Annotated in this window: 24 protein-coding genes; 9 read left to right on the top strand and 15 right to left on the bottom strand. The window is 70.5% G+C overall.

Annotated elements, in window-relative coordinates; translation table 11 throughout:
- Positions 1-20: 20 nt before the first annotated feature.
- From WG903_RS09290 to egtB, 4 genes are read right to left on the bottom strand one after another with little or no spacing between them, the layout of a single operon-like run.
- A complete protein-coding gene (locus WG903_RS09290; RefSeq protein ID WP_340074555.1) occupies positions 21-1,391 on the bottom strand; it encodes a mercuric reductase in 1,371 nt (456 codons plus the stop codon).
- A complete protein-coding gene (locus WG903_RS09285) occupies positions 1,388-1,672 on the bottom strand; it encodes a DUF427 domain-containing protein (RefSeq protein WP_340074553.1) in 285 nt (94 codons plus the stop codon). Before WG903_RS09285 ends, WG903_RS09290 begins: the two co-directional genes overlap by 4 nt.
- A gap of 10 nt (positions 1,673-1,682) precedes the next feature.
- Positions 1,683-2,651 carry an L-histidine N(alpha)-methyltransferase gene (gene egtD / locus WG903_RS09280; RefSeq protein WP_445263590.1) on the bottom strand — a complete coding sequence of 323 codons (969 nt, stop codon included), beginning with the start codon at positions 2,649-2,651 and terminating at the stop codon, positions 1,683-1,685.
- Entirely contained in the window at positions 2,645-3,895 is a 1,251-nt protein-coding gene (gene egtB, locus WG903_RS09275) for an ergothioneine biosynthesis protein EgtB (RefSeq protein WP_445263589.1), read from the bottom strand. The genes egtD and egtB overlap by 7 nt, the downstream gene beginning before the upstream one ends.
- A 130-nt stretch (positions 3,896-4,025) precedes the next feature.
- On the opposite strand from egtB, the gene WG903_RS09270 reads away from it, so the two are divergent.
- Positions 4,026-5,063, top strand: coding sequence for an NADP-dependent oxidoreductase (locus WG903_RS09270; RefSeq protein WP_340074551.1), 1,038 nt, complete (start codon positions 4,026-4,028; stop codon positions 5,061-5,063).
- On the opposite strand, the gene WG903_RS09265 is transcribed toward WG903_RS09270, so the two are convergent.
- The 7 genes from WG903_RS09265 to WG903_RS09235 form a co-directional block, all read right to left on the bottom strand.
- Positions 5,064-5,462, bottom strand: a complete 399-nt coding sequence (locus tag WG903_RS09265) for a hypothetical protein (RefSeq protein ID WP_340074549.1) — start codon at positions 5,460-5,462, stop codon at positions 5,064-5,066.
- 70 nt (positions 5,463-5,532) lie between these two features.
- On the bottom strand, positions 5,533-5,997 hold the full coding sequence (locus WG903_RS09260; protein ID WP_340074547.1) for a response regulator: 465 nt from the start codon (positions 5,995-5,997) through the stop codon (positions 5,533-5,535).
- Between the two features lie 4 nt (positions 5,998-6,001).
- Positions 6,002-6,484: a cupin domain-containing protein gene (locus WG903_RS09255; protein ID WP_340074545.1), complete on the bottom strand. Its 483-nt coding sequence runs from the start codon at positions 6,482-6,484 to the stop codon at positions 6,002-6,004.
- 4 nt (positions 6,485-6,488) lie between these two features.
- Entirely contained in the window at positions 6,489-7,628 is a 1,140-nt protein-coding gene (locus WG903_RS09250; RefSeq protein ID WP_340074543.1) for a serine hydrolase domain-containing protein, read from the bottom strand.
- Between the two features lie 29 nt (positions 7,629-7,657).
- Complete coding sequence (locus WG903_RS09245) at positions 7,658-8,155, bottom strand: DUF3999 family protein (RefSeq protein WP_340074540.1); 498 nt, start codon at positions 8,153-8,155, stop codon at positions 7,658-7,660.
- Between the two features lie 540 nt (positions 8,156-8,695).
- Positions 8,696-12,400, bottom strand: coding sequence for a DUF2339 domain-containing protein (locus WG903_RS09240; RefSeq protein ID WP_340074538.1), 3,705 nt, complete (start codon positions 12,398-12,400; stop codon positions 8,696-8,698).
- Positions 12,401-12,543: 143 nt separating this feature from the next.
- Positions 12,544-13,563, bottom strand: a complete 1,020-nt coding sequence (locus tag WG903_RS09235; RefSeq protein WP_340074536.1) for a methionine synthase — start codon at positions 13,561-13,563, stop codon at positions 12,544-12,546.
- Between the two features lie 55 nt (positions 13,564-13,618).
- On the opposite strand from WG903_RS09235, the gene WG903_RS09230 reads away from it, so the two are divergent.
- From WG903_RS09230 to WG903_RS09195, 8 genes are all read left to right on the top strand, one after another.
- A complete protein-coding gene (locus WG903_RS09230; protein WP_340074534.1) occupies positions 13,619-14,929 on the top strand; it encodes an NAD(P)/FAD-dependent oxidoreductase in 1,311 nt (436 codons plus the stop codon).
- 10 nt (positions 14,930-14,939) lie between these two features.
- Positions 14,940-15,842 carry a diacylglycerol/lipid kinase family protein gene (locus tag WG903_RS09225; RefSeq protein ID WP_340074532.1) on the top strand — a complete coding sequence of 301 codons (903 nt, stop codon included), beginning with the start codon at positions 14,940-14,942 and terminating at the stop codon, positions 15,840-15,842.
- Positions 15,843-16,361: 519 nt separating this feature from the next.
- The gene (locus tag WG903_RS09220; RefSeq protein ID WP_340074530.1) at positions 16,362-17,243 is read left to right on the top strand and encodes a WD40/YVTN/BNR-like repeat-containing protein; all 882 of its coding nucleotides are present in this window, start codon (positions 16,362-16,364) and stop codon (positions 17,241-17,243) included.
- A complete protein-coding gene (locus WG903_RS09215) occupies positions 17,240-18,886 on the top strand; it encodes a WD40/YVTN/BNR-like repeat-containing protein (RefSeq protein ID WP_340074528.1) in 1,647 nt (548 codons plus the stop codon). Before WG903_RS09220 ends, WG903_RS09215 begins: the two co-directional genes overlap by 4 nt.
- 83 nt (positions 18,887-18,969) lie before the next feature.
- Positions 18,970-20,016, top strand: coding sequence for an ABC transporter substrate-binding protein (locus WG903_RS09210; RefSeq protein ID WP_445263588.1), 1,047 nt, complete (start codon positions 18,970-18,972; stop codon positions 20,014-20,016).
- Positions 20,016-20,828, top strand: a complete 813-nt coding sequence (locus WG903_RS09205) for an ABC transporter ATP-binding protein (RefSeq protein ID WP_340074526.1) — start codon at positions 20,016-20,018, stop codon at positions 20,826-20,828. The genes WG903_RS09210 and WG903_RS09205 overlap by 1 nt, the downstream gene beginning before the upstream one ends.
- A complete protein-coding gene (locus WG903_RS09200) occupies positions 20,825-21,589 on the top strand; it encodes an ABC transporter permease (RefSeq protein WP_340074524.1) in 765 nt (254 codons plus the stop codon). Before WG903_RS09205 ends, WG903_RS09200 begins: the two co-directional genes overlap by 4 nt.
- 19 nt (positions 21,590-21,608) lie before the next feature.
- Positions 21,609-21,995 (top strand): DUF488 domain-containing protein, encoded by a 387-nt coding sequence (locus tag WG903_RS09195; protein WP_340074522.1) that lies wholly within the window; start codon positions 21,609-21,611, stop codon positions 21,993-21,995.
- On the opposite strand, the gene WG903_RS09190 is transcribed toward WG903_RS09195, so the two are convergent.
- The 4 genes from WG903_RS09190 to WG903_RS09175 are packed head-to-tail and all read right to left on the bottom strand — an operon-like array spanning position 21,988 to position 26,463.
- A complete protein-coding gene (locus tag WG903_RS09190; RefSeq protein WP_340074520.1) occupies positions 21,988-22,365 on the bottom strand; it encodes a DUF1801 domain-containing protein in 378 nt (125 codons plus the stop codon). The two genes, WG903_RS09195 and WG903_RS09190, sit on opposite strands and share 8 nt — an antisense overlap.
- The gene (locus tag WG903_RS09185) at positions 22,362-23,252 is read right to left on the bottom strand and encodes an NAD(P)/FAD-dependent oxidoreductase (protein WP_340074518.1); all 891 of its coding nucleotides are present in this window, start codon (positions 23,250-23,252) and stop codon (positions 22,362-22,364) included. The genes WG903_RS09190 and WG903_RS09185 overlap by 4 nt, the downstream gene beginning before the upstream one ends.
- 5 nt (positions 23,253-23,257) lie before the next feature.
- On the bottom strand, positions 23,258-24,952 hold the full coding sequence (locus WG903_RS09180) for a response regulator (protein WP_340074516.1): 1,695 nt from the start codon (positions 24,950-24,952) through the stop codon (positions 23,258-23,260).
- Entirely contained in the window at positions 24,952-26,463 is a 1,512-nt protein-coding gene (locus WG903_RS09175; protein ID WP_340074514.1) for an ATPase domain-containing protein, read from the bottom strand. Before WG903_RS09175 ends, WG903_RS09180 begins: the two co-directional genes overlap by 1 nt.
- Between the last annotated feature and the right edge of the window lie 70 nt (positions 26,464-26,533).

The raw sequence follows: 26,533 nt of genomic DNA, 5'->3' as shown, positions 1-26,533 counted from the left end.
AGCGCGGATGCGCCGGCGCGCTAGGCCAGGGGTTTCAGCTTGCCGAGGATGGTGGGCAGGAACTCCGCCACCGTGGGATGCGCGGGCAGCGCCTCCTTCATCACCGTCGCCGTGCCGCCCGCCGCCATGAAGTTGGTGAAGACGTGCACGATCTCGTCGGCGGCGATGCCGGCCATCGCGAAGCCGAGGAACCGGTCGGTATCGGCGTCGACCAGCAGCTTGACCAGGCCCGCGGTCTCGCTTTCCTCCTTGGCGCGGCTGACGTTCTTCATGTCGAACGTGGCCATCAGCACGCGCTTGCCGGACGCCCGCGCCTCCGTCTCCGACATCCCGACGCGCGCGAACGGCGGGTCGGTGAACATCGCGTAGCACATGGTGCGCTTGTCGGCCGAGCGGTTGCCGCCGTCGTGGTTGGCCAGCACGATCTCGTGGTCGTGGAAGCTCGTGTGCGTGAACGCGCCGCGCTTGTTGATGTCGCCCAGCGCCCAGATGCCGGGCACGTTCGTCTCCAGCCGGCCGTTCGTCGGGACGAAGCCGCGTGCGTCGGTCTCCACGCCGACCGCTTTCAGGTTCAACTTCTCGGTGTTGGGCAGCCGGCCGGTCGCGACGAGCACATGCGAGCCTTCGATGCGCTCCTCGCCCACCGTCACCGCGACGCCGTCCCTGGCGCGCTCGACTTTGGTCACGGGCTTGCCGGCGATGATGCGGATGCCCTCTTTCCCGAGGAAGGCCGCGATCGACGTGGTGAGGTCCTCGTCCTCGCGCGCCGTGATGCGCGGCGCCGTCTCCACCACCGTCACCTGCGAGCCGAGGCGGCGGAAGATCTGCCCCATCTCTAGGCCGATGTAGCTGCCGCCGATCACGACGAGGTGCCGCGGCAGCACGCGCAGCTTCAGCAGCGACTCGTTCGTGAGGTGGGGAACGCCGTCCAGGCCGGGGATGGGCGGCACGAATGGCCGCGTGCCGGTGTTGAGGTACACGCGCTTCGCGCGCACCGCCTTGTCGCCGGCTTTCAGGTCGAACGCGCCTTCGCGGCCGCCGGCGAAGGCGCCCCACTCGCGCAGCAGCGTGATGCCCGGAGTGCCGGCGATCCATGACTCCAGGCCGGCGCGCGCGGTGTCCACCCGATCCTGCATGCGGCTCATCGCTGCCGCGAAGTCGATCCTCACCTCGCCGACGTTCACGCCGAACTCCGCCGCGCGGCCCGCGAGGTACGCGACGCGCGCACTCTTGCGCAAGGTCTTCGTGGGCGTGCAGCCATTGTTCACGCAGGTGCCGCCCAGGTGCTGGGCCTCGATGAGCGCGACCTTCTCGCCGCGCTGTGCCAGCGCGACGGCGAGCGCCGGGCCGGCCTGGCCGGCGCCGACGATGGCGGCATCGACGTGGATCATGTGTTGGTCACCTTCACGCCCTTCCAGAACGCCACGCGGTCGCGCACCATCTGCGCCTCCGGCTTCGGGTCGGGGTAGTACCAGACGGCGTCGGGATTGAGCTCGCCGTTCACCAGCAGCGAGTAGTAGCTGGCCGTGCCCTTCCACGGGCACACGGTATGCGTGTTGCTGAAGCTCACGTACTCGCGCCTGAGCGCGCTTGCCGGGAAGTAGTGGTTGCCTTCGACCACCACGGTGTCCGTGCTTTCGGCGATCGTCACGCCGTTCCAGGTCGCTTTCATCCGGTTTCCTTCAGGCCGGCGCGTGCAGCCAATGCACGCTGAACAGCTGCGCATCGTCGGTCCACACCGGACCGGGCCGGAAGCCCGCATCCAGCGCCATCGCGTGCAGCCCCTCGACCGTGAACTTGTACGAGTTCTCGGTGTGGATGGCCTCGCCCTCGTCGAACTCGAAGCGCTCGCCGCGCCATTCGACCCGCTGGCGCTCGCGGCTCACCAGGTGCATCTCGATGCGCGAGGCCGGCGCGTTGTAAAAGGCGCTGTGCCAGAACTTCGACAGCTCGAAGCCGGTGCCCAGCTCGCGGTTGGCGCGAGCCAGCAGGTTCAGGTTGAACTCGGCCGTCACGCCCTGCGCGTCGTTGTACGCGGCGTGCAGCACCGCCGGGTCCTTCACGAGGTCGGCGCCGAGCAGCAAAGCGCCGCCGCGCAGCAGCTGGCCCGCGAGCACGAAGAAGTGCAGCGCCTCCTCGGGCGTGAAGTTGCCGATGGTCGAACCGGGGAAGAAGCCGATGCGCTTGCCCGCGCCGGGCAGGGGCGCGGGCAGCAGCAGGCGCTGCGTGTAGTCGGCCACGACGGGCTGCACGTCCAGGCCGGGGTAGGTGCGCTGCAGCTCGATCGCGGACTGCGCGAGGTGGTCGCCCGAAATGTCGATGGGCAGGTAGCGTGCGGGCGCTTCCATCGCGTCGAGCAGCAACCGTACCTTGCGGAGCGACCCCGCGCCGAACTCGACGACCTCCGCGCGCGGGCCCATGAGCGCGGCCATCTCGCCGGCGTGGCGCGTGAGGATGCCGAATTCGGTGCGCGTGGGGTAGTACTCGGGCAGCTCGCAGATGGCGTCGAACAGCTGCGAGCCGCGGCTGTCGTAGAACCACTTCGGCGAGATGCGCCGCGGCCGCGCGGCCAGGCACGCGCGCATTTCGGCGGCGAAGGCGGCGTGTGCGCCCATGCCGGGCTCGGCGTGGACCTGCGCGCGGCTCAGCATGCGGCGTCCTTCGCGAGGCGGATTCCCGAGAACTGCCAACGCGCCGCGGGCGGGAAGAAGTTGCGGTACGTGGCGCGCTCGTGGCCGGCGGGCGTCGCGCTGCTGGAGCCGCGCAGCACGAGCTGACCCACCATGAACTTGCCGTTGTACTCGGCCACCGCGCCGGCCCACGGCCGGAAGCCCGGGTACGGGTCGTACGAGGAACGCGTCCACTGCCAGGCATGGCCGGTGAGCTGGTGCATCCCCGGCGCGGCGCTCGCGGCTTCCCATTCGAATTCGGTGGGCAAGCGTGCGCCGGCCCACTCGGCGTAGGCCGCGGCTTCGTAGTAGCTCAGGTGCGTGACGGGTGCTTCGGCGTCGAGCGGTCGCACGCCGTCCAGCCCGAACACCTGCCAGTGCGGCGCCGGTGCGCGCGGGTCATCCGGCGCGATCCAGTACAGCGGGTGCCGCCAGCCATTGGCCTGCACCGCCGCCCAGCCGTCGGACAGCCACAGCGACGGCTTTTCGTAGCCGCCGTCGGCGATGAACTCCGCGAACTCGCCGCAGGTCACCAAACGGTCGGCGATGCGGAAGGGCTGCAGCAGCACCTCGTGGCGCGGTGTCTCATTGTCGAATGCGAAACCTTCGCCCGCGTGGCCGATGCGCGCGACGTCGCCCTGCATGTCGATCCAGCCGGCCGTGCTCGGCCCGGACGCCAGGCGCAGCGGGGGCGCCTCGCCCGCGCGGTAGGCCGGCAGCAGCGGGTTGCACCCCAGCGTGTACAGGATGTCGGTGAGGACCAGCTCCTGGTGCTGCTGCTCGTGGTTCAGGCCCAGCTCCATGAGCGGCGCCGCCGCATCCCATTCGGGGCCCGTGGCCGTTTCGATGAAGCGCGCCATCGCCGCGTCCACGTGCGCGCGGTAGCGATGCACCTGTGCGAGCGACGGCCGCGTCAGCAGGCCGCGCTGCGGGCGCGGGTGGCGCGGGCCAAGCGACTCGTAGTAGGAGTTGAACAGGTGGAAGAAGCGCGCGTCGAACGGCTCATAGCCCTTGGCGTGCTCGCACAGCACCACCGCCTCGAAGAACCAGCTGGTGTGCGCCAGGTGCCACTTCGTGGGGCTGGCGTCGGGCATGGGCTGCACGCACTGGTCTTCTTCGGACAGCGGCGCGGCCAGCGACAAGGTGTGCGCGCGGACCGCCGCGTAGCGGTCCTGCAGGGCGGCGCGCGGGTGCGCGGCCGCGTGCGCGGCAAGGGACACAGTCACGTGGAAAACCTCCAGTGGATGAGTCGTCGGCGGGGCAAATTCATTACAGCACAAGGCGGTGATACGTGCGGGACAGCACACGAGGCTCCTGACAAGTAGCATCGCTGGCGCTACGACGCCAGGAGCCGACATGACCACCACCACCGCCCTCACCAACCACCAGGTCCGCCTCGCGAAGCGGCCCACCGGCCTGCCCACGCGCGACGTGTGGTCGTTCACGACCGAGCCCGTGCGCGAGCCCGCCGACGGCGGCGTGCTGGTCAGGAACCTGGCGATCTCGCTCGACCCTGCCATGCGCGGCTGGATGAACGAGGGCAAGAGCTACATCGAGCCCGTGGGCATCGGCGATGTGATGCGCGCCGGCGGCATCGCCAGGGTCGTCGCATCGAAGAACCCGCAGTTCAAGGAAGGCGACCTCGTCTCCGCCGCGACGGGCGCGCAGGAATACGCGCTCATCGAGGCCGCGCAGGCGCGCAAGGCGGGGCTCTTCAAGATCGACCAGCGCCTGGGCACGCCCAACCAGTGGCTCAACGTGCTGGGCATGCCGGGCATGACGGCCTACTTCGGGCTGCTCGACGTGGGCCAGCCCAAGCCCGGCGACACCGTCGTGGTATCCGGCGCCGCGGGTGCGGTCGGCCAGACCGTCGGCCAGCTCGCGAAGGTCAAGGGCTGCCGCGTCGTCGGCATCGCCGGCGGCCCGGCCAAGTGCGAGTGGGTCGTCAACGAGCTGGGCTTCGACGCCTGCATCGACTACAAGGCCGGCAACGTGCGCCAGGGGCTCAAGGACCACTGCCCCAAGGGCGTGGACGTCTACTTCGACAACGTGGGCGGCGAGATCCTCGACCACGTGCTGGCCAAGCTCGCGCGCGGCGCGCGCATCGTCATCTGCGGCGCCATCAGCCAGTACAACAACATGGAAGCGGTGCAAGGCCCGAAGAACTACATGTCGCTGCTGGTCAACCGCGCGCGCATGGAGGGCATGGTGGTGTTCGATTACGTCGACCGCTTCCCGCAAGCCGTGGGCGAGCTCGCCGGCTACCTGAAGGACGGCCGCATGAAGAGCCGCGAGGACGTGGTGAGCGGCCTCGACAACTTCCCCGAGGCGCTGCTCAAGCTGTTCAAGGGCGAGAACTTCGGGAAATTGGTGCTCAAGATCGCCGACGCCTGATCACGACAGCGGCTTCACGCTCGAGCCCTTGACCTGCACGCGCGAGCCGGCCGCCAGCGCGCCGCGCTGCTCGATCGTGCGCGTGCTGCCGTCGTCCATGCGGATGTGCATCTGGTAGGCCCGCGGCGCGGTGCCCCCGGGCTCGTTCACGGCCACCACCATCTGCACGACGCCGCAGTCCTTGCACGCGGCCGCGCCGCCCATCGAGCGTGTGTCGGGCGCCTTCAGCGGCGGTGCGGTGACGACTTCGGCGGGTGCAGTGCCGCCCGCGACGACGGGATCGTCGCCGCGCTTGACCATCACCGCCGCGACGACGGCGAACACGGCGACGGCCGTGACCGCCGCGGTGGGCAGCAGCGTGCTGCCGCGGCTGGGCTTGTCGGGCTTGCTGGGTTCCATCGGCTCGACTGTCGCCAATGGCGTGGCTCAGCAGGTGTAGGAAGTCGGCGCGTCACGTGTAGTCGGGCGACTACACGCGCGAGTTGCGGTTGGCCTCGTTGACGGTGATCCAGAACTCGTACATCTGGTGCAGCTTGCGGCGCAGTTCCGCCGGGTCGACGGTCTTGCGCACGACGCTGTTGGCCCCGGCCTGGTAGCAGCGGTCGAGCTCCGCCTTGTCCGAGGTGCCGGACAGCACCACGACCGGCACGCCTTGCGTCAGCGGGTCGTCGCGCATGGCCTCGAGCACGTCGATGCCGTGCACGCGCTCCAGCGTCAGGTCCAGCACCACCAGCCGCGGTTGCCTGCGCGTGTCGCGCCCGGCATGCGCGCGGCGGCCCAGGAGCCAATCGAGCGCGCGCTCGCCGTCGGCGACACCGAGGATGCGCGCGGGATCGCAGCACTCGCGCAGCGTGGCCAGCGTGAGCTCGCGGTAGTCCTCGTCGTCCTCGACCACGAGGACGGCGATGTCCTGCAACTGCGGGGGATGCGCCATCGAGCTAGACGCCGCCCTTCGGGTGCGTCGGGTCCACCCACAGCACCTGCTCGGGTTTCTCGACGGGTTCGATGTCCAGGTTGACCGCCACCGCCTGGCCGTCGCTGCGGCACAGGACGCACTCGAGCGCCTCGGTCGGGCTTGCGTTGATCTCCTGGTGCGGCACGAAAGGCGGCACGTAGATGAAGTCGCCCGGCCCCGCCTCCGCGGTGAACTCGAGGTGCTCGCCCCAGCGCATGCGCGCGCGGCCCTTCACCACGTAGATCACGCTTTCGAGGTGGCCGTGGTGGTGCGCGCCCGTCTTTGCGTTGGGATGGATGTGGACCGTGCCGGCCCAGAGCTTCTGCGCGCCCACGCGCGCGAACGTGATGGCCGCCTTGCGGTCCATGCCCGGCGTCGAAGGCACGTTGGGATCGAGCTGGTTGCCGGGGATGACGCGCACGCCGTCGTGCTTCCAGCGCGCATCGTGCGAATGTTCGTGGCCCATGGTGTCAATCCAGCGCAGCGTAAACGAGGTGGCGGAACAGGTTGCGGAAGAAGATACGCTGGTTCGGCGCCTGCGTCATCAGGAGCGCGAAGATGTCCTCGGCCGGGTCGATGAAGAACGAAGTCCCGCCGATGCCGCTCCAGAAATACTGGCCCGGCGAGCCCGGCTGCGGCCCCATGCCCGCCTCCTTGCGCACGGCGAAGCCCAGGCCGAAGCCGTAGCCGGGGATCAGCAGGTCGTTGTACGCGGGCAGCGCGCCCAAGTGGTCGGCCGTCATCCACTGGACCGTCTTGCGCGACACGAGGCGCTCGCCGCCGAGCGAGCCGCGGTTGGCCATCATCGAGAGGAAGCGGACGTAGTCGTGCGCCGTGCCGAAGAGGCCGCCACCGCCGGATTCCCATGACGCATGCGCGCGGTGGTCCAGCATCGTGACGGGCTGCCCGCTGTCGGGGTCCTTGCCGAAGGGCTGCGCGACACGGCCCCACTTCGGCTGCGGCACGTTGAACGACGTCTCCTTCATCGCGAGCGGCTCGAAGATGCGCTCCGCGAGGAACTGGCCCAGCGTGCGGCCCGAGGCCGCCTCGACCACGGCGCCGAGCACGTCGGTCGCATGGCTGTACTGGAACCAGGTGCCCGGGTGGTCCTGCAAGGGCAAGGACGCGAGCACGCGGCAGAACTCGCGGTTGGTGCGCGACCGGTCGACGAGGTTGTTCGCCTCGTACAGCTGCTGCACGGGGTTGGCCCCGAGGAAGCCGTAAGTCAGGCCCGCGGTGTGCCGCAGCAGGTCGTGCACGGTCGCTTCGCGCGCGGCCGGCACAAGCTCGTTACCCGCCTGCACCTTCGGTTGGGCGAACTCGGGGAAGAAGAGCGACAGCGGCTGGTTCATCTGCAGCGCGCCTTCTTCCATCAGCATCAGCGCGGCCAGCGAGACGACGGGCTTGGTCATCGAATAGATGCGGAAGATGGCATCGTCCCGCATCGCGGCGCCGCTGTCGGGGTCGAGCCGCCCCAGCGCCTCGAACAACTCGACCTGGCCTGCACGCGCGACCACGGCGATCGCGCCCGGGATGCGGCCGCGGTCGATGTGCGATTGCAGGGTGGATGTGAGCCGCGCCAGGGCGCGGGGGTTGAAGCGGGACGGCACGGGCGTAGCGTACAACGCGCGCGGCGCCGTCACAAAACCTCGGGTTTCTGGCGCAGCAGTGACCATGCCATCGCGCCGAGCCCGGCCACGGCGCCCAACAGCGCTGCCCATAGCCAGGCGTCGTGCTCGCGCGCAGGCTTGGCCGGCTTCTGCGCCTCTCGCGCGGGCTGCGGCGCAGGCTGCGCGACGGCCTGCGCAACGGGTGCCGGTACGACGAGCGGTGGCGCGACCCTCACCTCCAGGTTGGCGGTGCCCGCCGCGAAGGGCTTGTTCGCCTGGTATTTGGGGACCAGCGTGGCCAGTGGCAGCGCGCGGGGCTCGCCGGCCACGTCGCCCCACGTGGCGGTGAAAGGTGCCGCGCCACTGGCAAGGAAGACGATGGCGCGCTCGCGCGTGGCGATCTCGATGCCCGGCGTCGGCTGGCCGACCTGCGCGATGCCGCCGCGCACGCGCAATCGCAGCCGGGGGTAGGCCACGCCGCCGAGGTCGACCTCGACCGCCTTTTCCTCCACGCCGTTCTTCTGCACCCGGGTAGGCGACGGTGTCGGCGAGCTGCTGCTCGATATCGGTCGCAGCCGCCGGCGCGGGCGGCGGCGCGTGCCTCTCGCGGTGGCGCAGGATCCGGATCGGGTTGTGCAGGTGGTGGTGGTGCGGGTGGTAGTGCGGCGCCGGCGAATAGCCGGCGGGTATCAGCGCGAGCACCTGCACCTGCGCCAGCGTGTTCGACTGCGCCATCTCGATGCGCAGCTTCTGCACCGGCACGTTGGGCGGCACCGCGTAGTCGCACGAATCGGCCGTGCAGCTCGCCGGCGCGATACGCGGCAGCCACAGCAGGCGCGGCGCGGGCGACGCACGGTCGTCCCATGCGAACGGCACGGCCACGCCGGCGGCGTTGCGAATGCGCAGTTCGGCGAGGCTGGCGTCCAGCGCGTTGGCGTAGGCTTCGACCGGGATCGCCATGCGGTAGTAAGGCCCCTCGCCCTGCAGCTCCAGTGCGCCGCGCTGCGGCGATGCCAGGCCGTGCGCCGCTGCGCAGCACCATACGATCGCGACGGCGCGGGACAGCTTCATGCGGCGGCCCCCACGGCGGAAGCCTTCGGCGGCACGGGCGCGAAGTAGCCGACCAGCAGCAACAGCACGCCGACCGCGATGAACGACACGATGCGGTAGATGCCGCCCGTGTCGGCGAGGTCCACTACGAACAGCTTGACCACCACCACGCCGATCAGCGCCGCGCCGCCGATCCAGTTCGCGCGCGATGCGCGGCGGTGGGCCACGACCATCGCCAGCACGCCGCTCACCGCCCACGTGATCGACAGGGCCGCCTGCACGAGGCGCGACGACGCGAGCGCGTGCATGTCCCAAGGAATACCGGCCCAGTGGTGGCAGGCACGCAGCACGCCCCCTGTGAGCAGGTACAACGCGAACAAGGCCAGCGCGCCCCTGGACGCGTCGCTGGCAGCGCCGCGCGACGGCGAAGCACGCCACCACAGCATCGTGCTGGCGAGGGCCAGCGCAAAGGCCAGCTCGAGCGGGTTGAGCAACGGCACATAGGGCAGCGGCCGCGAGTCGCCGGGCGACGCGAGGTTCATCACCAGCACGTGCAGCAGCATCACGGCCACGATCGGCATGCAGCCCCGCCCCATGTACGCGGGGCGGAACTCGGCCACCGGCCACACGCCGCGCAGGCGGGTGGCGATGAGCGCGACCACGAGGCCGGGCACCAACAGCCAGCCGAGCACCGACCAGCCGCTGCCCTCGACGCCCGTGGGCATCATCCGCAAGCCGCATTCCTTCGCGGCGAGGAAGACGAACAGCCACAGGCCCGCGGCGTGCATCCAGCCCAGCGCCTCGCGGCCGAGCCAGCGCGGCTGTGCGCGCAGCAGCGCGAGGTGCCACGCGAAGGCCAGCGGCCAGGCGAGCCAGCCGGCGTCGCGCGACGGGAAATTCGGCGACGCCCCGGTAGCCAGCGCGATGGCCAGCGTGAAGTACAAGGCCGGCACGGTCACGCTGGTGCACAGCCCGGCTTCGCGCCAGCGGCGCCACGTGGCCAGGCTGCTGGCGAGCGCAGAGGTCGCGACGGCCAGCAACACGGCCGCCGCCCCGAGGAAGCGCAGCGCGTGGTCGCGTTCCAGCAAGCGCACGATCTCGTGCCACCAGGCGAAGACCCAGAACGCGAGCGCGCCCAGCACGGGCAGCCAGCGCGCATAGGCGTCCTCGCACCATTCGTTGATCCAGCGCTTGCGCGCCGGCATGTCGGCCGATTCGCGCACACGCTGCGACTCGGCGCGGATCCAGTCGCCGGCGACGAACCACGTCACCGCGAACAGCATCGGCACGAGGAAGGCCGGGTTGGCGATGCTCGCTGCCGCGGGCGCGGGGCTGAAGTAGGTGAAGAAGGCCCCGGCGGCGGCCAGCTGCAGGCCGCCGGCCGCGAAAGCCAGCGGCGTGTGCAGCAGCCGCAGCGCGACCCACAAGACGGCGCACGCCGACAGCGGCCACCACTGCGTCGTGTCCTTCACGCTGGCGCCGAAGAGCGGCGCCAGGTGCAGCAGCACCACACCGGCCACGGCGGTGAGCGAACTGGCCACGGACCAGACGGGCCGCAGGCCGCTGCGCAACGCGTCCTGGCGGTTGAGCCACAGCGTATGGCCGGCCGTGAGCAGGAAGCTGGCCGCGATCGCGATCATCTCGATGCCGCCTTCCGCGCCGTCGGCCAGCGCCGGGCCGGTGCTGGCCAGGCCCGCGCCGCGCTGCAAGGTCGCGGCGAACGTCACGACCGCGAACACCTGCAGCACGCTGACGATGGGCCGCAGCTCGTCCGCTTGCGCAGCCCTCGCGTAGGCATACAGCGCCAGCGCGAGCACCGCCGTGGCCGTCGCCGCGCGCGCGGGCTCGAGCAGTTCCCACGGCAGGATGGAAATGCCCGCCACCGCGAGCCACGGCAGGAAGAAGCCCAGGCTGGCTTCGAAGTCGCCCATGGCCGCCTTGTTCCGGCGGTGCAGGGCCGACATGACACTGGCGGCCGCGGCGAACACGAGCGGGCCGAACACGGTGCCTTCGAGCACCGGGCCGACGCCCGTGGTGTTGACCGCGATCTCGTGCAGCAGCTTGTACGCCGCGCCGGCAAGGACCACGTACGACAGCAGGCGCGCATAGGGCCGCTGCTGGCGGATGCCGAGCCAGTACATGCCCGCGCCTTCGATCGCCCATGCGGCGCCGGTCCACGTGCCTTCCAGGCCCAGCGGGATCGCCAGCGTGACGAAGATCGCCGCGACGATCGCATACGCCTCGGCGAGCAGCGCCAGCCCGTGGCGCTGCTTCGCGTACACCACGCGCGCGAGCACGAGGTAGAAAGCCGCGAAGGCCAGCGCGGACCACGCCGCCCCGTACTCCCAGGGCCGCATCAGCATGTATTGCAGGCCGAAGGCGGTGACGGGCGTGCCGAACACGAGCGCGCTGTCGACGCGGCCCACCGCACCCAGCGCCTGCCCCGCCCTTTCGCGCAGGCCTTCGGGCGCGGGCTTTTTGCTCAGGTCGGCCAGCGTCCGCGATGCGAACAGCACGCCCATGAAGGCGAACAGCGCGAAGAAGAACACCAGGAAGGGCTGCACCACGCCGAACTGGTCGTCCGTGTAGTGCGTGTTCGCCCAGCCGACGGCCAGCGTGAACGTGCCCACCAGGCCGATGAGGTTCTGCACGCGCCACGCCTTGTAGGTCGCGACGAGGAAGATGCCGGCGTCCAGCACCGCGAGGTACGTGAACAGGGCGACGGGGTGGTTGCCGCCGGTGGACACGAGGACCGGCGCCGCGAAACCTTCGAGCGCGGCGACGGTCGCGAGGATAGATGCGTTCTGCAGCACCGCCAGCGCCGCGCTGAGCACCGCCATCGCGGCGAGCATGGCAAAGGCCGCCCCCGTGGGCAGCAGCGCATGCAGCTTGATCGCCGCGAGGATGGTGAGGTACAGCACGCCGATGCCCGCGCCCTGCACGATCAGCGCATAGTCCGCGCGCTTGCGGCGAAGCAACCAGCCCACCACGAGCAGTCCCAGCCCGGCGAACGCAACGCCGGCGTAGCGCAGTTCGACCGGAACCGTCACGCGCTCGGCGGTGTAGCGCAGCAGGAACGCGAGGCCGAGGAACAGGATCAGCACGCCGACCTTCACCAGCGTGTTGCCGCCAAAGATCCATCCCTTCACGCGCGTCACGATTTCCGGTTCCGGCTCCGGTTGCGGGCGGCGCACCGGGGCGGGCGTGGGACGCGCCGCGGCAGGCACGGCTGCCGCGGATTGCGTTGCGGCGACGCGCGCGGCGACCGGCTCGGGCATCGCCTGCGGCCGGGGCGCGGCTGTGGCGATGGGAGGCGCGGCTGCAACAGGGCCCGCGGTGGCGACCGGTGCCGCACTGGCGACGGGTGCAATGCTGGCGACGGGTGCAATGCTGGCGACGGGTGCAATGCTGGCGGCTGGCGGCGCAGCGGTGACGGCAGGTGCGCCCGTCACGGCCGGGGCCTGCGCCGTCGCGCCGCTTCGCGCCATGCTTTCGAGGTGCAGCACGCGTTTCTCGAGCGCCGCGACTTTCGCGCGCAGGGCGGAGAAATCATCGTCCTCGTGTGGGACGGTCATCACCGGCTGCACGGCTTGGGCCTGCGCGGCGCCGCCGAAGAGTTTGTGCGCGACGAATGCGACGCCCGCCGCGATCACCAACGTGAACCAACCCGCGCCCAGGATGGCGCCGATCACCAGGCCCAGGAGCCCGCCCAGAAGCCACATGTCATCCTCCTCCCGTACGCCGAAAGGCCTACGTCAACTCTGGCGCGCATGGTAGCCGAAGCTTCGCGCGGGCGAAGCCGGCGGGCGGCAAGTTGCGCCGGAAGCTACCGGAGGTGTCGCGCCGCGTCACCGCGGCCGGTGCATCACGCGTGGCGGCGCCACGCGAGGTCCGCGCCCTTGACCATCGCCTCCAGCTTGGCCAGCGCGACGTCGCGGTCCATGGGCGCCATGCCGCAGTTGGTGCAGCACACCAGGCGCTCCTTCGGCACGAACTGCAAGGCCCTGCCGATGGTCTCGGCGACCTGCTCGGGCGTCTCCACCTCATCGCTCGCCACGTCGATCACGCCGACCATCACGTCCTTGCCCTGCAGCAGCTTCATCAGGTCGGGCGGCACGTGCGAGTGGAAGCATTCCAGGCTCACCATGTCGATGGAGCTCTTCGCGAGCGCGGGGAACACCTGTTCGTACTGGCGCCACTCCTCGCCCAGGGTCTTCTTCCAGTCCACGTTGGCCTGGATGCCGTAGCCGTAGCAGATGTGCACGGCCTTCTTGCACGTGAGGCCCTGGGCCGCGCGCTCCAGCGCCTTCACGCCCCAGTCGGCGGCGTCCTTCATGTACACGTTGAACGCGGGCTCGTCGAACTGGATGATGTCCACGCCATCGTCCTGCAGCGCCAGCGCCTCCTGGTTCAGGAGCTCGGCAAAGGCGAAGGCCATCTTCGCGCGGTCGCCATAGAACTGGTCGGCCACCGTGTCGACGATGGTCATGGGCCCGGGCAGCGTGAACTTGAGCGTGCGCTTCGTGTGCGCGCGCGCCAGCTTCGCCTCGAATTCATGCACGCGCCCCTTCAGGCGCAGCGGGCCGACCACCTGCGGCACCATGGCCTTGTAGCGGTCGTTGCGGATGCCCATCTCGACCTTGTGCTCGAAGTCGATGCCCTCGACCTGCTCGAGGAAGCCGTGCACGAAGTGCTGGCGCGACTGCTCGCCGTCGCCGACGATGGACAGGCCAGCCTCCTCCTGCTCCTCGATCCACAAGGTCGTGGCCGCGGCCTTCGCGCGGCGCAGTTCCTCGCCCTCCGCCTTCCACTTCGGCCACAGCTTGTTCGTTTCGGCGAGCCAGTCGGGCTTGGGCAGGCTGCCTGCGATCGACGTCCTGAACATCGGGGTACTCCTGGTCGTACGGCTTCTTGTCTCCCCACTTTCGCATAATGCCAGCATGGCCGAAAACAAGAACAAACCCCGCGTCGTGATCGTGGGCTGCGGCTTCGGCGGGCTCGAGGCCACCAAGGCTTTCGCCGGCACCGGCGTCGAGGTCACGCTGGTCGACCGCACCAACCACCACCTGTTCCAGCCGCTCCTGTACCAGGTGGCCACCGCCGGCCTTTCCGCGCCGGCCATCGCCGCGCCGATCCGCCACCTGTTTCGCAAGCAGCCCAACGTCACGAGCCTGCTGGGCGAGGTGCAGGACATCGACCCCAAGGCGCGCACCGTGCACCTGAAGGACGGCACGCAGCTGCCCTATGACCACCTCGTCGTCGCAGCGGGTGCGACGCACAGCTACTTCGGCCGCGACGACTGGGCGCCCTTCGCGCCCGGCCTCAAGACCCTGGACGATGCGTTCGAGGTGCGCCGGCGCATCCTGCTGGCGTTCGAGCAGGCCGAAAAGGAAAGCGACCCGAAAGCCCGCGAGGCCTGGCTCACCTTCGTGATCATCGGCGGCGGTCCGACCGGCGTGGAGATGGCAGGCACCGTGGCCGAGATCGCGTGCGACACGCTGCCCGGCGAATTCCGCCGCATCGACCCCAGCCAGGCGCAGGTGCTGCTGCTGGAAGGCGGCCCGCGCGTCCTCCAGGCCATGCCCGACAGCCTGAGCGAGCGTGCGCGGCAGCAGCTGGAGAAGCTGGGCGTGCGCGTGCGCGTGGATTCGCGCGTGGTCGCCATCGATGCCGGACACGTCCAGGTGCAGCCCGCCACCGGCGAGCCCTACAGCATCGCAACGCGATGTGTCGTGTGGGCCGCCGGCGTGGCCGCGTCGCCGCTGGGCCGCAAGCTCGCGGCCAGCACGGGAGCCGAGGTGGACCGCGCCGGCCGCGTGCTCGTCGAGCCCGACCTGTCGCTGCGCGGCCATCCGGAGATCAGCGTGATCGGCGACCTCGCCGCCGCGAAGAGCTACGCACCCGGCCGCGACCCCAGGCCCGTGCCGGGCGTGTCGCCCGGCGCCAAGCAGATGGGCCGCTGGGTCGCGCGCAACATCCTGCGCCGCGTCGCCGGTCAGCCGACGCAGCCCTTCCGCTACCGCGACTACGGCAACCTCGCCACCATCGGCCGCAACGCGGCGGTGGTGGACCTCACCACGCCGGCCGGGCAAGTGAAGTTCAGCGGCTTCTTCGCCTGGCTCTTCTGGCTGTTCGCGCACATCTACTTCCTGATCGGCTTCCGCAACCGCATCACGGTCCTGATTGATTGGGCATCCGCCTACTGGAGCAAGCAACGTTATGCCCGCGTGATGACGGGCGTCGACGTGTAGCCTGCGGGGCGTGCCTGCCAACGCCACCACCACCGTCATCGTCAACTCATCCTCGGGTACCGGCTGCCCGGCGGAGTACGAACGCGAACTCGAGGAGCGCTTCGCCGCGCAGGGCGTGCAGGCCGACGTGCGGCTGGTGCACAGCGGCGAGGCGATCGTGGCCGCGGCGAAGGACGCCGTCGCGCAAGGCGCAACTTGCGTGGTCGCGGCGGGCGGCGACGGCACGGTGAGCGCGGTGGCATCCGTGCTCGCGGGCACCGGCATCGCGCTGGGCGTGTTGCCCATGGGCACCTTGAACCACTTCGCGAAGGACCTGCGCATCCCGCTGGAGCTCGACGATGCGATCGCGACGATCGCCGGCGGGCGCGAAGCCGACGTCGACGTGGGCGAGGTGAACGGCCGCGTGTTCATCAACAACTCCAGCCTCGGGCTGTACCCGGACATCGTCCTGGACCGCGAGCGCCAGCGCCGCCGCCTCGGGCGCGGCAAGTGGATGGCCCTGATCGCCGCCAGCCTGCATGCCGCGAAGCGCTACCCGGTGCTGTCGCTGGCGCTGGAGGTGGATGGGCAGCCGCTGCACCGGCAAAGCGCCTTCGTCTTCATCGGCAACAACGCGTACACGATGGAAGGCTTCGAGGTCGGCGAACGCGAGCGCCTCGACGAACACGTGCTCAGCCTGTACGTCACGCAGCGCAAGGGCCGCTTCGCGCTCCTGCGGTTGGCGATCCGCGCGCTGTTCCGCCGCCTGGACCAGGCGCGCGACTTCGACAGCGTGCGCGCCGCGCACGTCACGGTGCAGACCCGGCGCAACACGCTGCACGTGGCCACCGACGGCGAGGTGGTCACCCTGCGCACGCCGCTCGAGTACCGCATCCGGCCGGGCGCGCTGCGTGTGATGGTGCCCACAGCCTGAACACCTCGAAACGGGCGTAGTCCTGCGAGCGGGCGCGCCGCATGGTGCATGGCTCTGTCAACGACGGCTGACGCGAACGCGCTGGTGCGCACCGCATGATTCGCGTGCCGCGCCGCAGAGCTCGGCAGCCGAACGACAACAAAAGCAGGATCGATGCAGTATCCCCACCTCTCTTTTCGTGTTTCCGCGGTCGTCGCGGCGCTGTGGTTGAGCGCCTGCGGTGGCGGCGGCAGCGACGGAAGCACCGCCGCCGGCACGCCGGTTGCCGCGGCCCCGCCGGTGGCGGCGCCAGCGCCCGCCCCGGCTCCGGCGCCCGCCCCGGCTCCGGCGCCTGCTCCGGCCCCGGCACCGGCCCCGGCACCCGCTCCCGCGCCAGCGCCGGCCCCAGCGCCCGCACCGGTCCCGGCACCAGCGCCCGCCCCGGCGCCTGCACCGGCTCCTGCCCCCGGACCGACCACGGCCAGTGCTTACAGCTGGTCGGCGGCCATCGCCACGCCGCACGTCTGGCACTCGCTGTCCATGAACCCCACCGGCGACGTCATCGCCGCCGGCGAAGCGGGCGGCGCGATGTACATGTCGCGCGACGGCGGCGCCACCTGGACCGCCGGCAACAGCCCGTCGGCCACGTGGATCTCCAGCGCGATGTCCGCGAGCGGCTCGGTCGTCTACGCGCTCGAATACGGCGGCGCGATGTACGTGTCGCGCGACTTCGGCTCCTCCTGGACGCGCCTCGCGGCGGCGCCCGGCAACGCCGGATGGGAAGCGGTCACCACGTCGCAAGACGGCCAGCGTGTGGCCGCGGTGGTGCAAAACGGCGCGCTCATGCTCAGCAGCAACGGCGGCGCCACCTGGCGCACGGCCGCGATGCCCGATGGCCAGCCCACCCACTGGTGGCGCTGGATCGACGGCTCCGCCGACGGCCGCGTGCTCGTCGCGGTGGCGCACACCGGCGACATCTTCCGCTCGGCCGACGCCGGCGCCACCTGGCAGCGCCTGGACGCAGGCGCCGCGGAGAACTGGTACCGCGTGAAGGTCTCGGCCGACGGCAGCACGATCGCCGTGGTGGCCAACGCCTTCGGCGGCGTTTCCGGCACCGGCATCTACGTGTCGCGCGACGGCGGCGCGAACTGGACCAAGGGCTACAGCCTGGTCGCCGACTACACCTTCCTCGCGATGTCGGCCGATGGCCGCACGATCGCGGCGACGTATTCCAACGCCGGCTCCGCGCCCGGCGGCGCGGTGCGCTCCACCAACGGCGGCACAAGCTTCACGCGGCTCGGCATGCCGACAGGCGACAGCGACTGGCGCGCCATCGCGATGTCGGCGGGCGGCGACCGCGTGGCGGCGGCGGCGGGCGGCTTCAACACACAGACGAGCGGTCGGCTCTACACCGGCCGATGACCACCCCGCCCTATCGATTGAGCGCGCTGTTCGCGCTCGCCGTGCTCGCGGCCTGCGGCGGTGGCGGCGAGCCGGACGGCACGGCCACGCAGCCGTCGCAGCTCCCGATGGCCGCCGCCGCGCAGCCGATGGCCGCGACGGCTTCCTCGTACAGCTGGACGCTCGCCGACCGCACGCCGCGCATCTGGCATTCCATGTCGGCCAGCCCCTCCGGCGACGTGATCGTCGCGGGCGAGGCGGGCGGGCGGATGCACGTGTCGCGCGACGGCGGCGCCACGTGGGTCACGGGCAACAGCCCCACCGGCAGCACGTGGATCTCCAGCGCGGTGTCGGCCACCGGCGACCGCATCTACGCGCTGCAATACGGCGGCGCGATGTACCTCAGCCGCGACTGGGGCGCCTCGTGGAAGCCGCTCACGAGCGCCGGTGCGGGCTGGGAAGCCGTGGCCACCTCGCAGGACGGCATGCGAGTGGCGGCCGTGGTGCAGAACGGGCCGGTGCTCGTGTCCAGCGACGGCGGCGCGACCTGGCGCACCGTGGCGATGCCCGACGGCCAGCCCAACCACTGGTGGCGCTGGATCGACGGCTCCGCCGACACGCGCGTGCTGGTGGCGGTGTCGCACAACGGCGAGGTCTTCCGCTCCACCGACTATGGCTCCAGCTGGCGGCGCGTGAACGTCGTCGTGGGCGGCGCGGTGGTCACCGAGAGCTGGTACCGCGTCAAGGTCTCGGCCGACGGCAACACGATCGCCGTGGTGGCCAACGCCTTCGGCGGTGCTTCGGGCACCGGCATCTACGTGTCGCACGACGGCGGCGCGAGCTGGGTGCGCGGCTTCTCGATGGTGGCCGACTACACCTTCCTCGCCATGTCGACGGACGGCAGCGTGATCGCCGCGTCCGTATCCAACACCAACGGCACACCGGGCCGCGTGCTGTGGTCCGGCGACGGCGGCGCGAGCTTCACCGCGCTGCCCATGCCGGGCAGCGACACGAACTGGCGCGCGGTCACGATGTCGGCGGACGGCAACCGCATGGCGGTGGCCGCGGGCGGTTTCAACACGCAATCGGCCGGGCTGCTCTACACGGCGCGCGCGTCGTCGGCAACGCCGGCGCCGCCGCCCGCACCCGCGCCCACCCCGGCCCCCACGCCCGCTCCCACGCCGGCCCCGGCACCGGCGCCTTCGTGCAGCGCACCGCTCTGGGACCCGAACCACGCCTACTGGGCGGGCGACCGGGTCACGCGCAACGGCAACCTGTACGCGGCGACCAACTCGGACACGCAGTGGAACGTGAACAGCCCGCCGGAGTGGACGCCCAACTACTGGGCGGCGACGACTTGCGCTTCACCCGCGCCGGCACCGGCGCCCTCACCGGCACCTGCGCCTGCTCCCACGCCGGCGCCAACGCCGGCGCCGACACCCGCCCCCGCGCCCGCACCCGCTCCGGCCCCCGCGCCAGCGCCCGCGCCTGCACCCGCGCCGGCCTGCACGGCGCCGCTGTGGGACCCGAACAAGGCGTACTGGGCCGGCGACCGCGTCATGCGCAACGGCGCGCCCTACACCGCGATCAACTCCAATTCGCAGTGGAACGTGAACAGCCCGCCGGAGTGGACACCCAACTACTGGTCCAAGGGGAGTTGCTGAGGGCCGGAGCCCGCCGGGAATGCTATGGTGGCGTCGCCGCGGCAACGGCCGCGGGCAGGCACACTTCTTTCTTGGGACTGGGCATGGACCACCAACTGCACCGCAGGCAAGCCCTGCAGACCCTCGGGGCCGCGGCCCTCCTCGCCAGCACCCCGCTCGCCTTCGGGCAGGCGATGACCCCGATCAAGTTCCAGCTGGACTGGCGCTTCGAAGGGCCGGCGGCGCTCTTCCTGACGCCGGTGGCCAAGGGCTATTTCAAGGCGGCCGGCCTGGACGTCGCCGTCGATGCGGGCACCGGCTCGGGCGCGGCCGTCACGCGCGTGGCTTCGGGCACCTACGACATCGGTTTCGCCGACCTCGCGGCGCTCATGGAGTTCCACGCCAACAACCCCGACGCGCCGAACAAGCCCGTGGCGGTGATGATGGTCTACAACAACACGCCCGCGGCGGTGATGGCGCTGAAGAAGTCGGGCATCTCCAAACCGTCCGACCTGAACGGCAAGAAGATGGGCGCGCCGGTGTTCGACGCCGGGCGCCGCGCCTTCCCGATCTTCCAGAAGGCGAACGCCATCAGCGGCGTGAACTGGACGACGATGGACCCGCCGCTGCGCGAGACGATGCTGGCGCGCGGCGACGTCGACGCGATCACGGGCTTCACCTTCACGTCGCTGCTCAACCTCGAGGCGCGCGGCGTGAAGCCCGAGGAAGTCGTCACGCTTCAGTACCTGGACCACGGCGTGAAGCTGTATGGCAACGTGGTCATCGTCTCGCCCAAGTTGATCCGCGAGAACCCGGCGGCCGTCAAGGCCTTCCTCTCCGCCTTCACCAAGGGCGTGCGCGACGTCATCGCCAACCCCACCGCCGCCATCGAGGACGTGAAGGCGCGCGACGCCATCATCAACACGCAGCTGGAAACGCGGCGCCTGAAGATGTGCCTGGACCTGGTGGTCAACAGCGCCGACGCGCGCGCCGAGGGTTTCGGCCAGGTCAACCCCGGGCGCCTTGCGCTGATGGCATCGCAGGTCTCCGACGCGTTCGGCACCAAGACGCGCGTGAACCCGGACGCGGTCTGGAACGGCTCCTTCCTGCCGGCGAAGGCCGAGCTCGCCGCCGCCCTGCCGAAGAAGTGATGGCGCAAGCGCGCCCGTTCGTCGAGTTCCGCGACACCTGGCTCGCCTACAACGAGGAACTGCACGCGCAGGGCCGCTTCGCCGTGGAGGCCATCGACATCGCGGTGGCGCCCGGCGAGTTCGCGGCCATCGTCGGCCCGTCGGGCTGCGGCAAGTCCACGTTCATGAAGCTCGCCACGGGCCTGAAGGCGGCCACGCGCGGGCAGGTGCTGGTCGACGGCCAGGTGGTCGACGGGCCGCTCAAGATTTCCGGCATGGCGTTCCAGGCGCCGTCGCTGCTGCCCTGGCGGACCACGCTGGACAACGTGCTGCTGCCGCTGGAGATCGTGCAGCCGCACCGCAGCCAGTTCCGCCGGCGCCGCGACGAGTACGTGCAGCGCGCTCTGGCGCTGCTGGAGCAGGTGGGCCTGCGCGGCCAGGCCGGCCGCTACCCGTGGGAGCTGTCGGGCGGCATGCAGCAGCGCGCCAGCATCTGCCGCGCGCTGATCCACGAGCCGCGCCTGCTGCTGCTGGACGAACCGTTCGGCGCGCTCGACGCCTTCACCCGCGAGGAGCTCTGGTGCGTGCTGCGCGACCTGCATGCGCAGCAGCGCTTCAACGTCATCCTGGTCACGCACGACCTGCGCGAATCGGTTTTCCTGGCCGACACCGTGTACGTGATGAGCCGCGGCCCCGGCCGCCTCGTCGCGCGCAAGGAGATCGGCCTGCCGCGCCCGCGCGACCTGGAGGTGACCTACACGCCGGCCTTCACGGACATCGTCCATGAACTGCGCACGCACATCGGTGCGCAGCGCGCCGAGGCGGCTGCATGAGCGAGCGCAACCTGCACCGCTGGGCGCCGTGGCTGTTGCTCGTGGCCGTGCTCGTCGTCTGGCAGGTGCTGTGCAGCGCGCTGCAGGTGTCCGAGTTCATCTTCCCGTCGCCGATGCGCGTCGCCGAGCAGATGGTGGAGTTCCGCGGGCCCATCGCCAAGCACGCCTGGCACACCTGGTGGGTGACCATGGCCGGCTTCGGCATCGCCATCGCCGTCGGCGTGCTGCTGGGCGTGGTGGTGGGCACCTCGCGCTTCGCCTACGCCGCGCTCTATCCGGCGATGACGGCGTTCAACGCGCTGCCCAAGGCGGCGTTCGTGCCGTTGCTGGTCGTGTGGTTCGGCATCGGCGTCGGGCCGGCCATCCTCACGGCCTTCCTCATCTCCTTCTTCCCGATCATGGTGAACATCGCCACGGGCCTGGCAACGCTCGAGCCGGAGCTGGAAGACGTGCTGCGCGTGCTCGGCGCCACGCGCTGGGACATCCTGCGCAAGGTGGGTTTTCCGCGGTCGCTGCCCTACTTCTTCGCCTCGCTGAAGGTTGCGATCACGCTGGCCTTCGTCGGCACCACCGTGTCGGAGATGACGGCGTCCAACGAGGGCATCGGCTACCTGCTGGTCTCCGCGGGGTCGGCGATGCAGATGGGCCTTGCCTTCGCGGGCCTGGTCGTGATCGGCGCGATGGCGATGCTGATGTACGAGTTCTTCAGCGTGCTGGAACGCCACACCACGGGCTGGGCGCACCGCAGCGAGACGCGCTGAACCCGGCGTATAAACGCGCATGGCCATCCGCATCGTCCGGCTCGGCACCCCGCGCGCAGCGGGCGAAGGCCTGCGCCTGGGCACCGTGCGGCGCCCACCGCGCGGCGTGCCCAAGGCGGAATTCGCCAAGCGCGATTTCTACGACACCTGGCTGCCGAACCTGGCGCCTTCCGCGCCGCTCATGGCCGACGGCCAGGCCGCGGAGACCGACAAGGATTGGGCCGCGTTCAAGCGCAAGTTCACCGCGGAAATGAAGCAGCCGGACGCCAGCCACCTGCTGGACCTGCTGGCGGCGCTGTCGCACCAGTCGTCGTTCTCGCTCGGCTGCTACTGCGAGGACGAAAGCCGCTGCCACCGCTCGGTGTTGCGCGAACTGCTGGCGCAGCGCGGCGCCGCCATCACTTAGCCTTGCCGCGCGCGGCGTTCAGCGCGACGGCCGCGCGCACCAGCGCCTTGAACGCGTTGGCGTCGACCTTGTCGCCTTCGTGGATGTCCAGCGCGCGGCGCGTGTTGCCTTCCAGGCTCGAGTTGAAAATCTTCTTGGGGTCCGGCAGCGACGCACCCTTGGCGAACGTGAGCTTCACCGCCGACTTGTAGCTCTCGCCGGTGCACAGGATGCCGTCGTGCGACCACACCGGCACGTTCCACTTCCACTCCTCGACCACGCCGGGGTCGGCTTCGTGAATGAGCTTGCGCATGCGCGCGAGCGTTTCGCCGCGCCAGTCGCCCAGCTCGGCGATGCGGCGGTCGATCAGGCCGGATGCGGATTCGTTCATGGGAGCCGATTATGGATTTCCGTCGCCGCGATCGCCGCCTGGCCCGCGGCCACGTTGATCTGGTTCAGGCCCGACGCGACGTCGCCGGCGGCGAACAGGCCCGGGACCGTCGTCTCGAAATGATCCGTCACCACGAGCTGCCCGTCGGCTTCCACCTGCGCGCCCAGCGCCGCCGCGAGGCCGGAACGGTGCTCCAGCCCCAGCGCGGGATACAGCACGTCGAAGCGCAGCCGCGTGCCGTCCTTCATCTCGACCTCGATGCCGTCCTTCGGGTCGCAGTGGACGTGCCGCGGCTCCTGCTCCACGATCGTCACCTTCGCCGCGCGCAGGCGCTCCAGTTCCTTCTCCTCGCAACGGCCATGCGTGCCAAGGGACAGCCACGTCACCTCGTTGTCGAAGCCGGCCACGAAGGCGGATTCGCGCAGGCCGTGCAGGTCGCGCCCGATGACGGCCACGCGCCGCCCCTGCGTCTCGTAGCCGTCGCACACCGGGCAGTAGCGCACGTGGCCCGTCTGCAGCGACTCGGCCAGGCCGGTGACCTCGGGCTCGACGTCGCGCGCGCCGGTGGCGAGGATGACGAAGGGCGCGCGGAACGTCGTGGCGCCGGCGCGCGCTTCGAACACGTCACCCTGCCTCGCGAGGCCATCGACACGCGCCGTCTGGACGGCGGCGCCGAACTTCGCGGCGTGTTCGCGCATGCGCTCCAGCAGGTCCTGGCCCGCGATGCCGTCGGGAAACCCGAGCACGTTGCGCGACTTCGGGATCATCGCGGCTCGGCTCGCGCCCTCGTCGATCACGACCGCGCGGCGCTTGTAGCGCGCCAGGTAGACCGCGGCCATGAGACCCGCCGGCCCGCCGCCGACGATGATGCATTCGAGTTCGTGCAATGCGATCAGGCGGTGCTGAGCGCCTTCTGGTCCGCCGAGCGCAGCGCGGTCGCCACCGCGCTGCCCAGCGAATTGATGTCGAAGGGCTTGCGCAGCACGGTGGGCCGCCCGGCGAGGCGCTCCACCGCCGCCATGTCGGCGTAGCCGGTGGCCAGGATCACCGGCAATTCGCCCACCATCTCGCGTGCCTTGGAGATCACCTCCGCGCCGGTCATGTCGGGCATCGCGTAGTCGACGACCAGCAGGTCGGGCTTGCGCGAGCGGATGGCCGCCAGCCCTTCGGAGCCGTTGGCCGCCTCGCTCACCGAGTAGCCGATCACGCCCAGGCATTCCACGATCACGCGGCGCACGTCGTTGTCGTCCTCGACCACGAGGATGTGCTGCGACTTCTCGCCCTGCGGCACCGGGGCGGCGCCGGGCTCGGTCGCGTCCTCCTGGCCGTCGGTGGCGCAGGGAAAGTACATGTCGACCGTGGTGCCGCGCCCCAGCTCGCTGCGGATGAAGGCGAGGCCGCCCGACTGGCGCGCGAAGCCGTACACCTGGGACAGCCCCAGGCCCGTGCCGCTGCCGATCGGCTTGGTGGTGAAGAAGGGGTCGAACACCTTGGTGATGAGTTGCGGCGGGATGCCGGGCCCGGTGTCGGTGACGGAAAGCACGACGTACTCGCCGGGTTCGAGTTGCCCCTCGGCGCCCGTGGCGTCCTTGCGGCAGGTGGAGATGCGCAGCGTGCCGCCTTCGGCCATCGCGTCGCGCGAATTCACGGCGAGGTTCAGCACCGCCATCTCGAGCTGGCTCGGGTCCACCGTGACGGCGCAATCGGGCTCGCACAACTCGAACTCGACCTGCACCGCGGATCCGGCCGAGATCTCGATCAGGTCGCGCATGCCGGCGAGCAGCTTGTTCACGTGCGTCATGCGCGGGTGCAGGGACTGGTTGCGCGCGAACGAGAGCAGCTGGTTCGTGAGCTTGGAGCCGCGCTTGGCCGCGGACCGCGCGCGGTCGAGCACCGGCTTGACCTTGTCGTCCTTCGCGTAGATCGAGATCAGCTCCAGGTTCATGTTGACCACGTGGAGCAGGTTGTTGAAGTCGTGCGCGATGCCGCCCGTCAGCCGGCCGATGGCTTCCATCTTCTGGCTTTGCGTGAGCTGCGCCTGCGCGCGCTCGCGCTCGGCGATCTCCTTCATCAGCCGGTTGTTGGCCGTGGCCAGCTCCAGCGTGCGCTCCTCGATGCGGCGCTCCAGGTGCGCGTTGAGCTTCTGCACCTCCGATTGCGTGCGGCCGATCTCGTCCAGGTGCTCGCGCGTGACGTACTGGCGGCGCCGCGCACGAACGGCGGCGTCGGCGGCCGACAGCAGCGTCTCGGCATTGAGCGGGCGCTCCAGCAGGATCACGTTGCCCAGGCTGTGCAGCTTCTGCACCGCCGCCGGCGGGCGCGGGCCCACCTGGCGCGAAGCCAGCACGATGAACGGGAAGTCGGACCAGGGCGGCTGCGCCGACAGCCATTCCTGCAGCATCTGCACCAGCGTCGGGTCGGCCAGGGCCTCCTCGGTGACCACCGCCGCCGCCGCGCCCTGCTTCATCTCGGCGACCAGCTGCGCGGGCGTGTTGCAGATCTGGGCCCGGTTGTTGGCCTGGACCACGTCCTTGACGACCGCCGCATCGCGCCCCCGGGGCGCGTGGATGAGGACGCGGAACTCCATCACCGGACCTTGATGTCGCGGTCCGACAGCAGCGCCATCCCCCCGCGGTAGTTCGCGACGCCGGTCAGCACGCCCTCGAAGTCGGTGAGGGACTCGCCCACCTCGATGCCTTCACGGGTCAGGCGGAACTCGCGGATGGTGAGCTCGTGGGCGCTGGTGCGGCTCTTGATGACCGACACCGCCTTGAGCAGGCTGCCGCGCGCCTCGAAGAAGCGGAACAGCAGCACACCGTCGGAGAGGTAGGACAGGTCGACGTCGCCGCGGATGTCGCCCACCACGCCGTGCTGCGCAAGGATCAGGATGGTGACGATGCCGCGCTGGTTCAGGTAGGTGAGGATCTCGTGCATCTGCAGCAGGAGGTGCTTGTCGCCGGGCATGGCCTGCAGGTAGGCGTTGAGGCTGTCGATCACCACCGTGCGCGCGCCGCCCTCGACCGAGCCCTTCACCATGTTGGCGAACTCGCCGGGCGAGACCTCGGCGGGATCCAGCGTCTCGATGTGCAGCTGCCCGTCGCGGATGAAGGCGTCCACTTCCAGCCCCAGCGCGCGCGAGCGCGTGAGCAGCGTGCCGAGGCTTTCGTCGAACAGGTAGTAGGCCGCTTTCTCGCCGCGCAGCAGCGCCTCGCGCGTCGCGGCAATCGCCGTGGTCGTCTTGCCCACGCCCGAGGGCCCGGAGAACAGCATGTTGCTGCCGCGCGCGAGCCCGCCGCCCAGCAGCGCGTCCAGCTGCCGCGAGCCGGCGCTGACCAGCTCGCCGTCGTACTTGCCGCGGTGCTCGTTGGTCACCAGGCGCGGGAACACCTCCAGGCCGCCCGTGAGCAGCGCGCAGTCGTGCTCGCCGCCGCGGAACGGGATGCCGCGCATCTTGATCACGCGGATGCGGCGCCGCTCGGGGCCGTAGGCGTTGATGTACTGCTCCAGCGTGATGACGCCGTGCGCGATGGAATGCAGCTGCAGGTCGTCGTGCGCGGAGCTGCGGTCGTCCAGCAGGATCACCGTGCAGTTGCGCGTGGAAAAGAAGCTCTTGAGCGCGAGCACCTGCCGGCGGTAGCGCAGCGGGTTCTGCGCCAGCAGGCGCATCTCCGACAGGCTGTCGAACACGACGCGCCGCGGCTTGACGCGTTCGACCGCCGCCATGACGCCGCGGGTGGTCTCGCCGAGCTCGACCTCCGACGGGTGCAGGATGGATTGCTCCGCGTCGGGGCTCAGGCCCTCGTCGGTGAGCAGCTGGAAGATCTCGATGCCCTCCAGCGACCAGCCGTGGGACTGCGCCACCGTGAAGAGCTCGCCGGAGGTTTCCGACAGCGTGATGTACAGGCCCTTCTCGCCCAGCTCGGTGCCGCGCAGCAGGAACTGCAGGCCGAGCGTGGTCTTCCCGCAGCCGGGCGTGCCCTCGACGAGGTAGAGATGGTGGGCGGGAAGGCCTCCACCGAGCACGTGGTCGAGCCCGGCGATGCCGGTCGACGCACGCTGCTGTTCCGGTATGGCTGACTGTGCGGCCTGTTGACGCATCGATGAGCTAGGGGTTGCCGGCGAACCGCAGCATCGTATTCCGGCCCGCAGAGCCGGCTTGTAGGAACAT

The organism is Ramlibacter sp. PS4R-6 (assembly GCF_037572775.1).
Taxonomy (GTDB): Bacteria; Pseudomonadota; Gammaproteobacteria; order Burkholderiales; family Burkholderiaceae_C; genus Ramlibacter.
The sequence above is the reverse complement of the archived record's forward strand: the minus strand, read 5'-3'. Positions and strand labels throughout refer to the sequence as shown.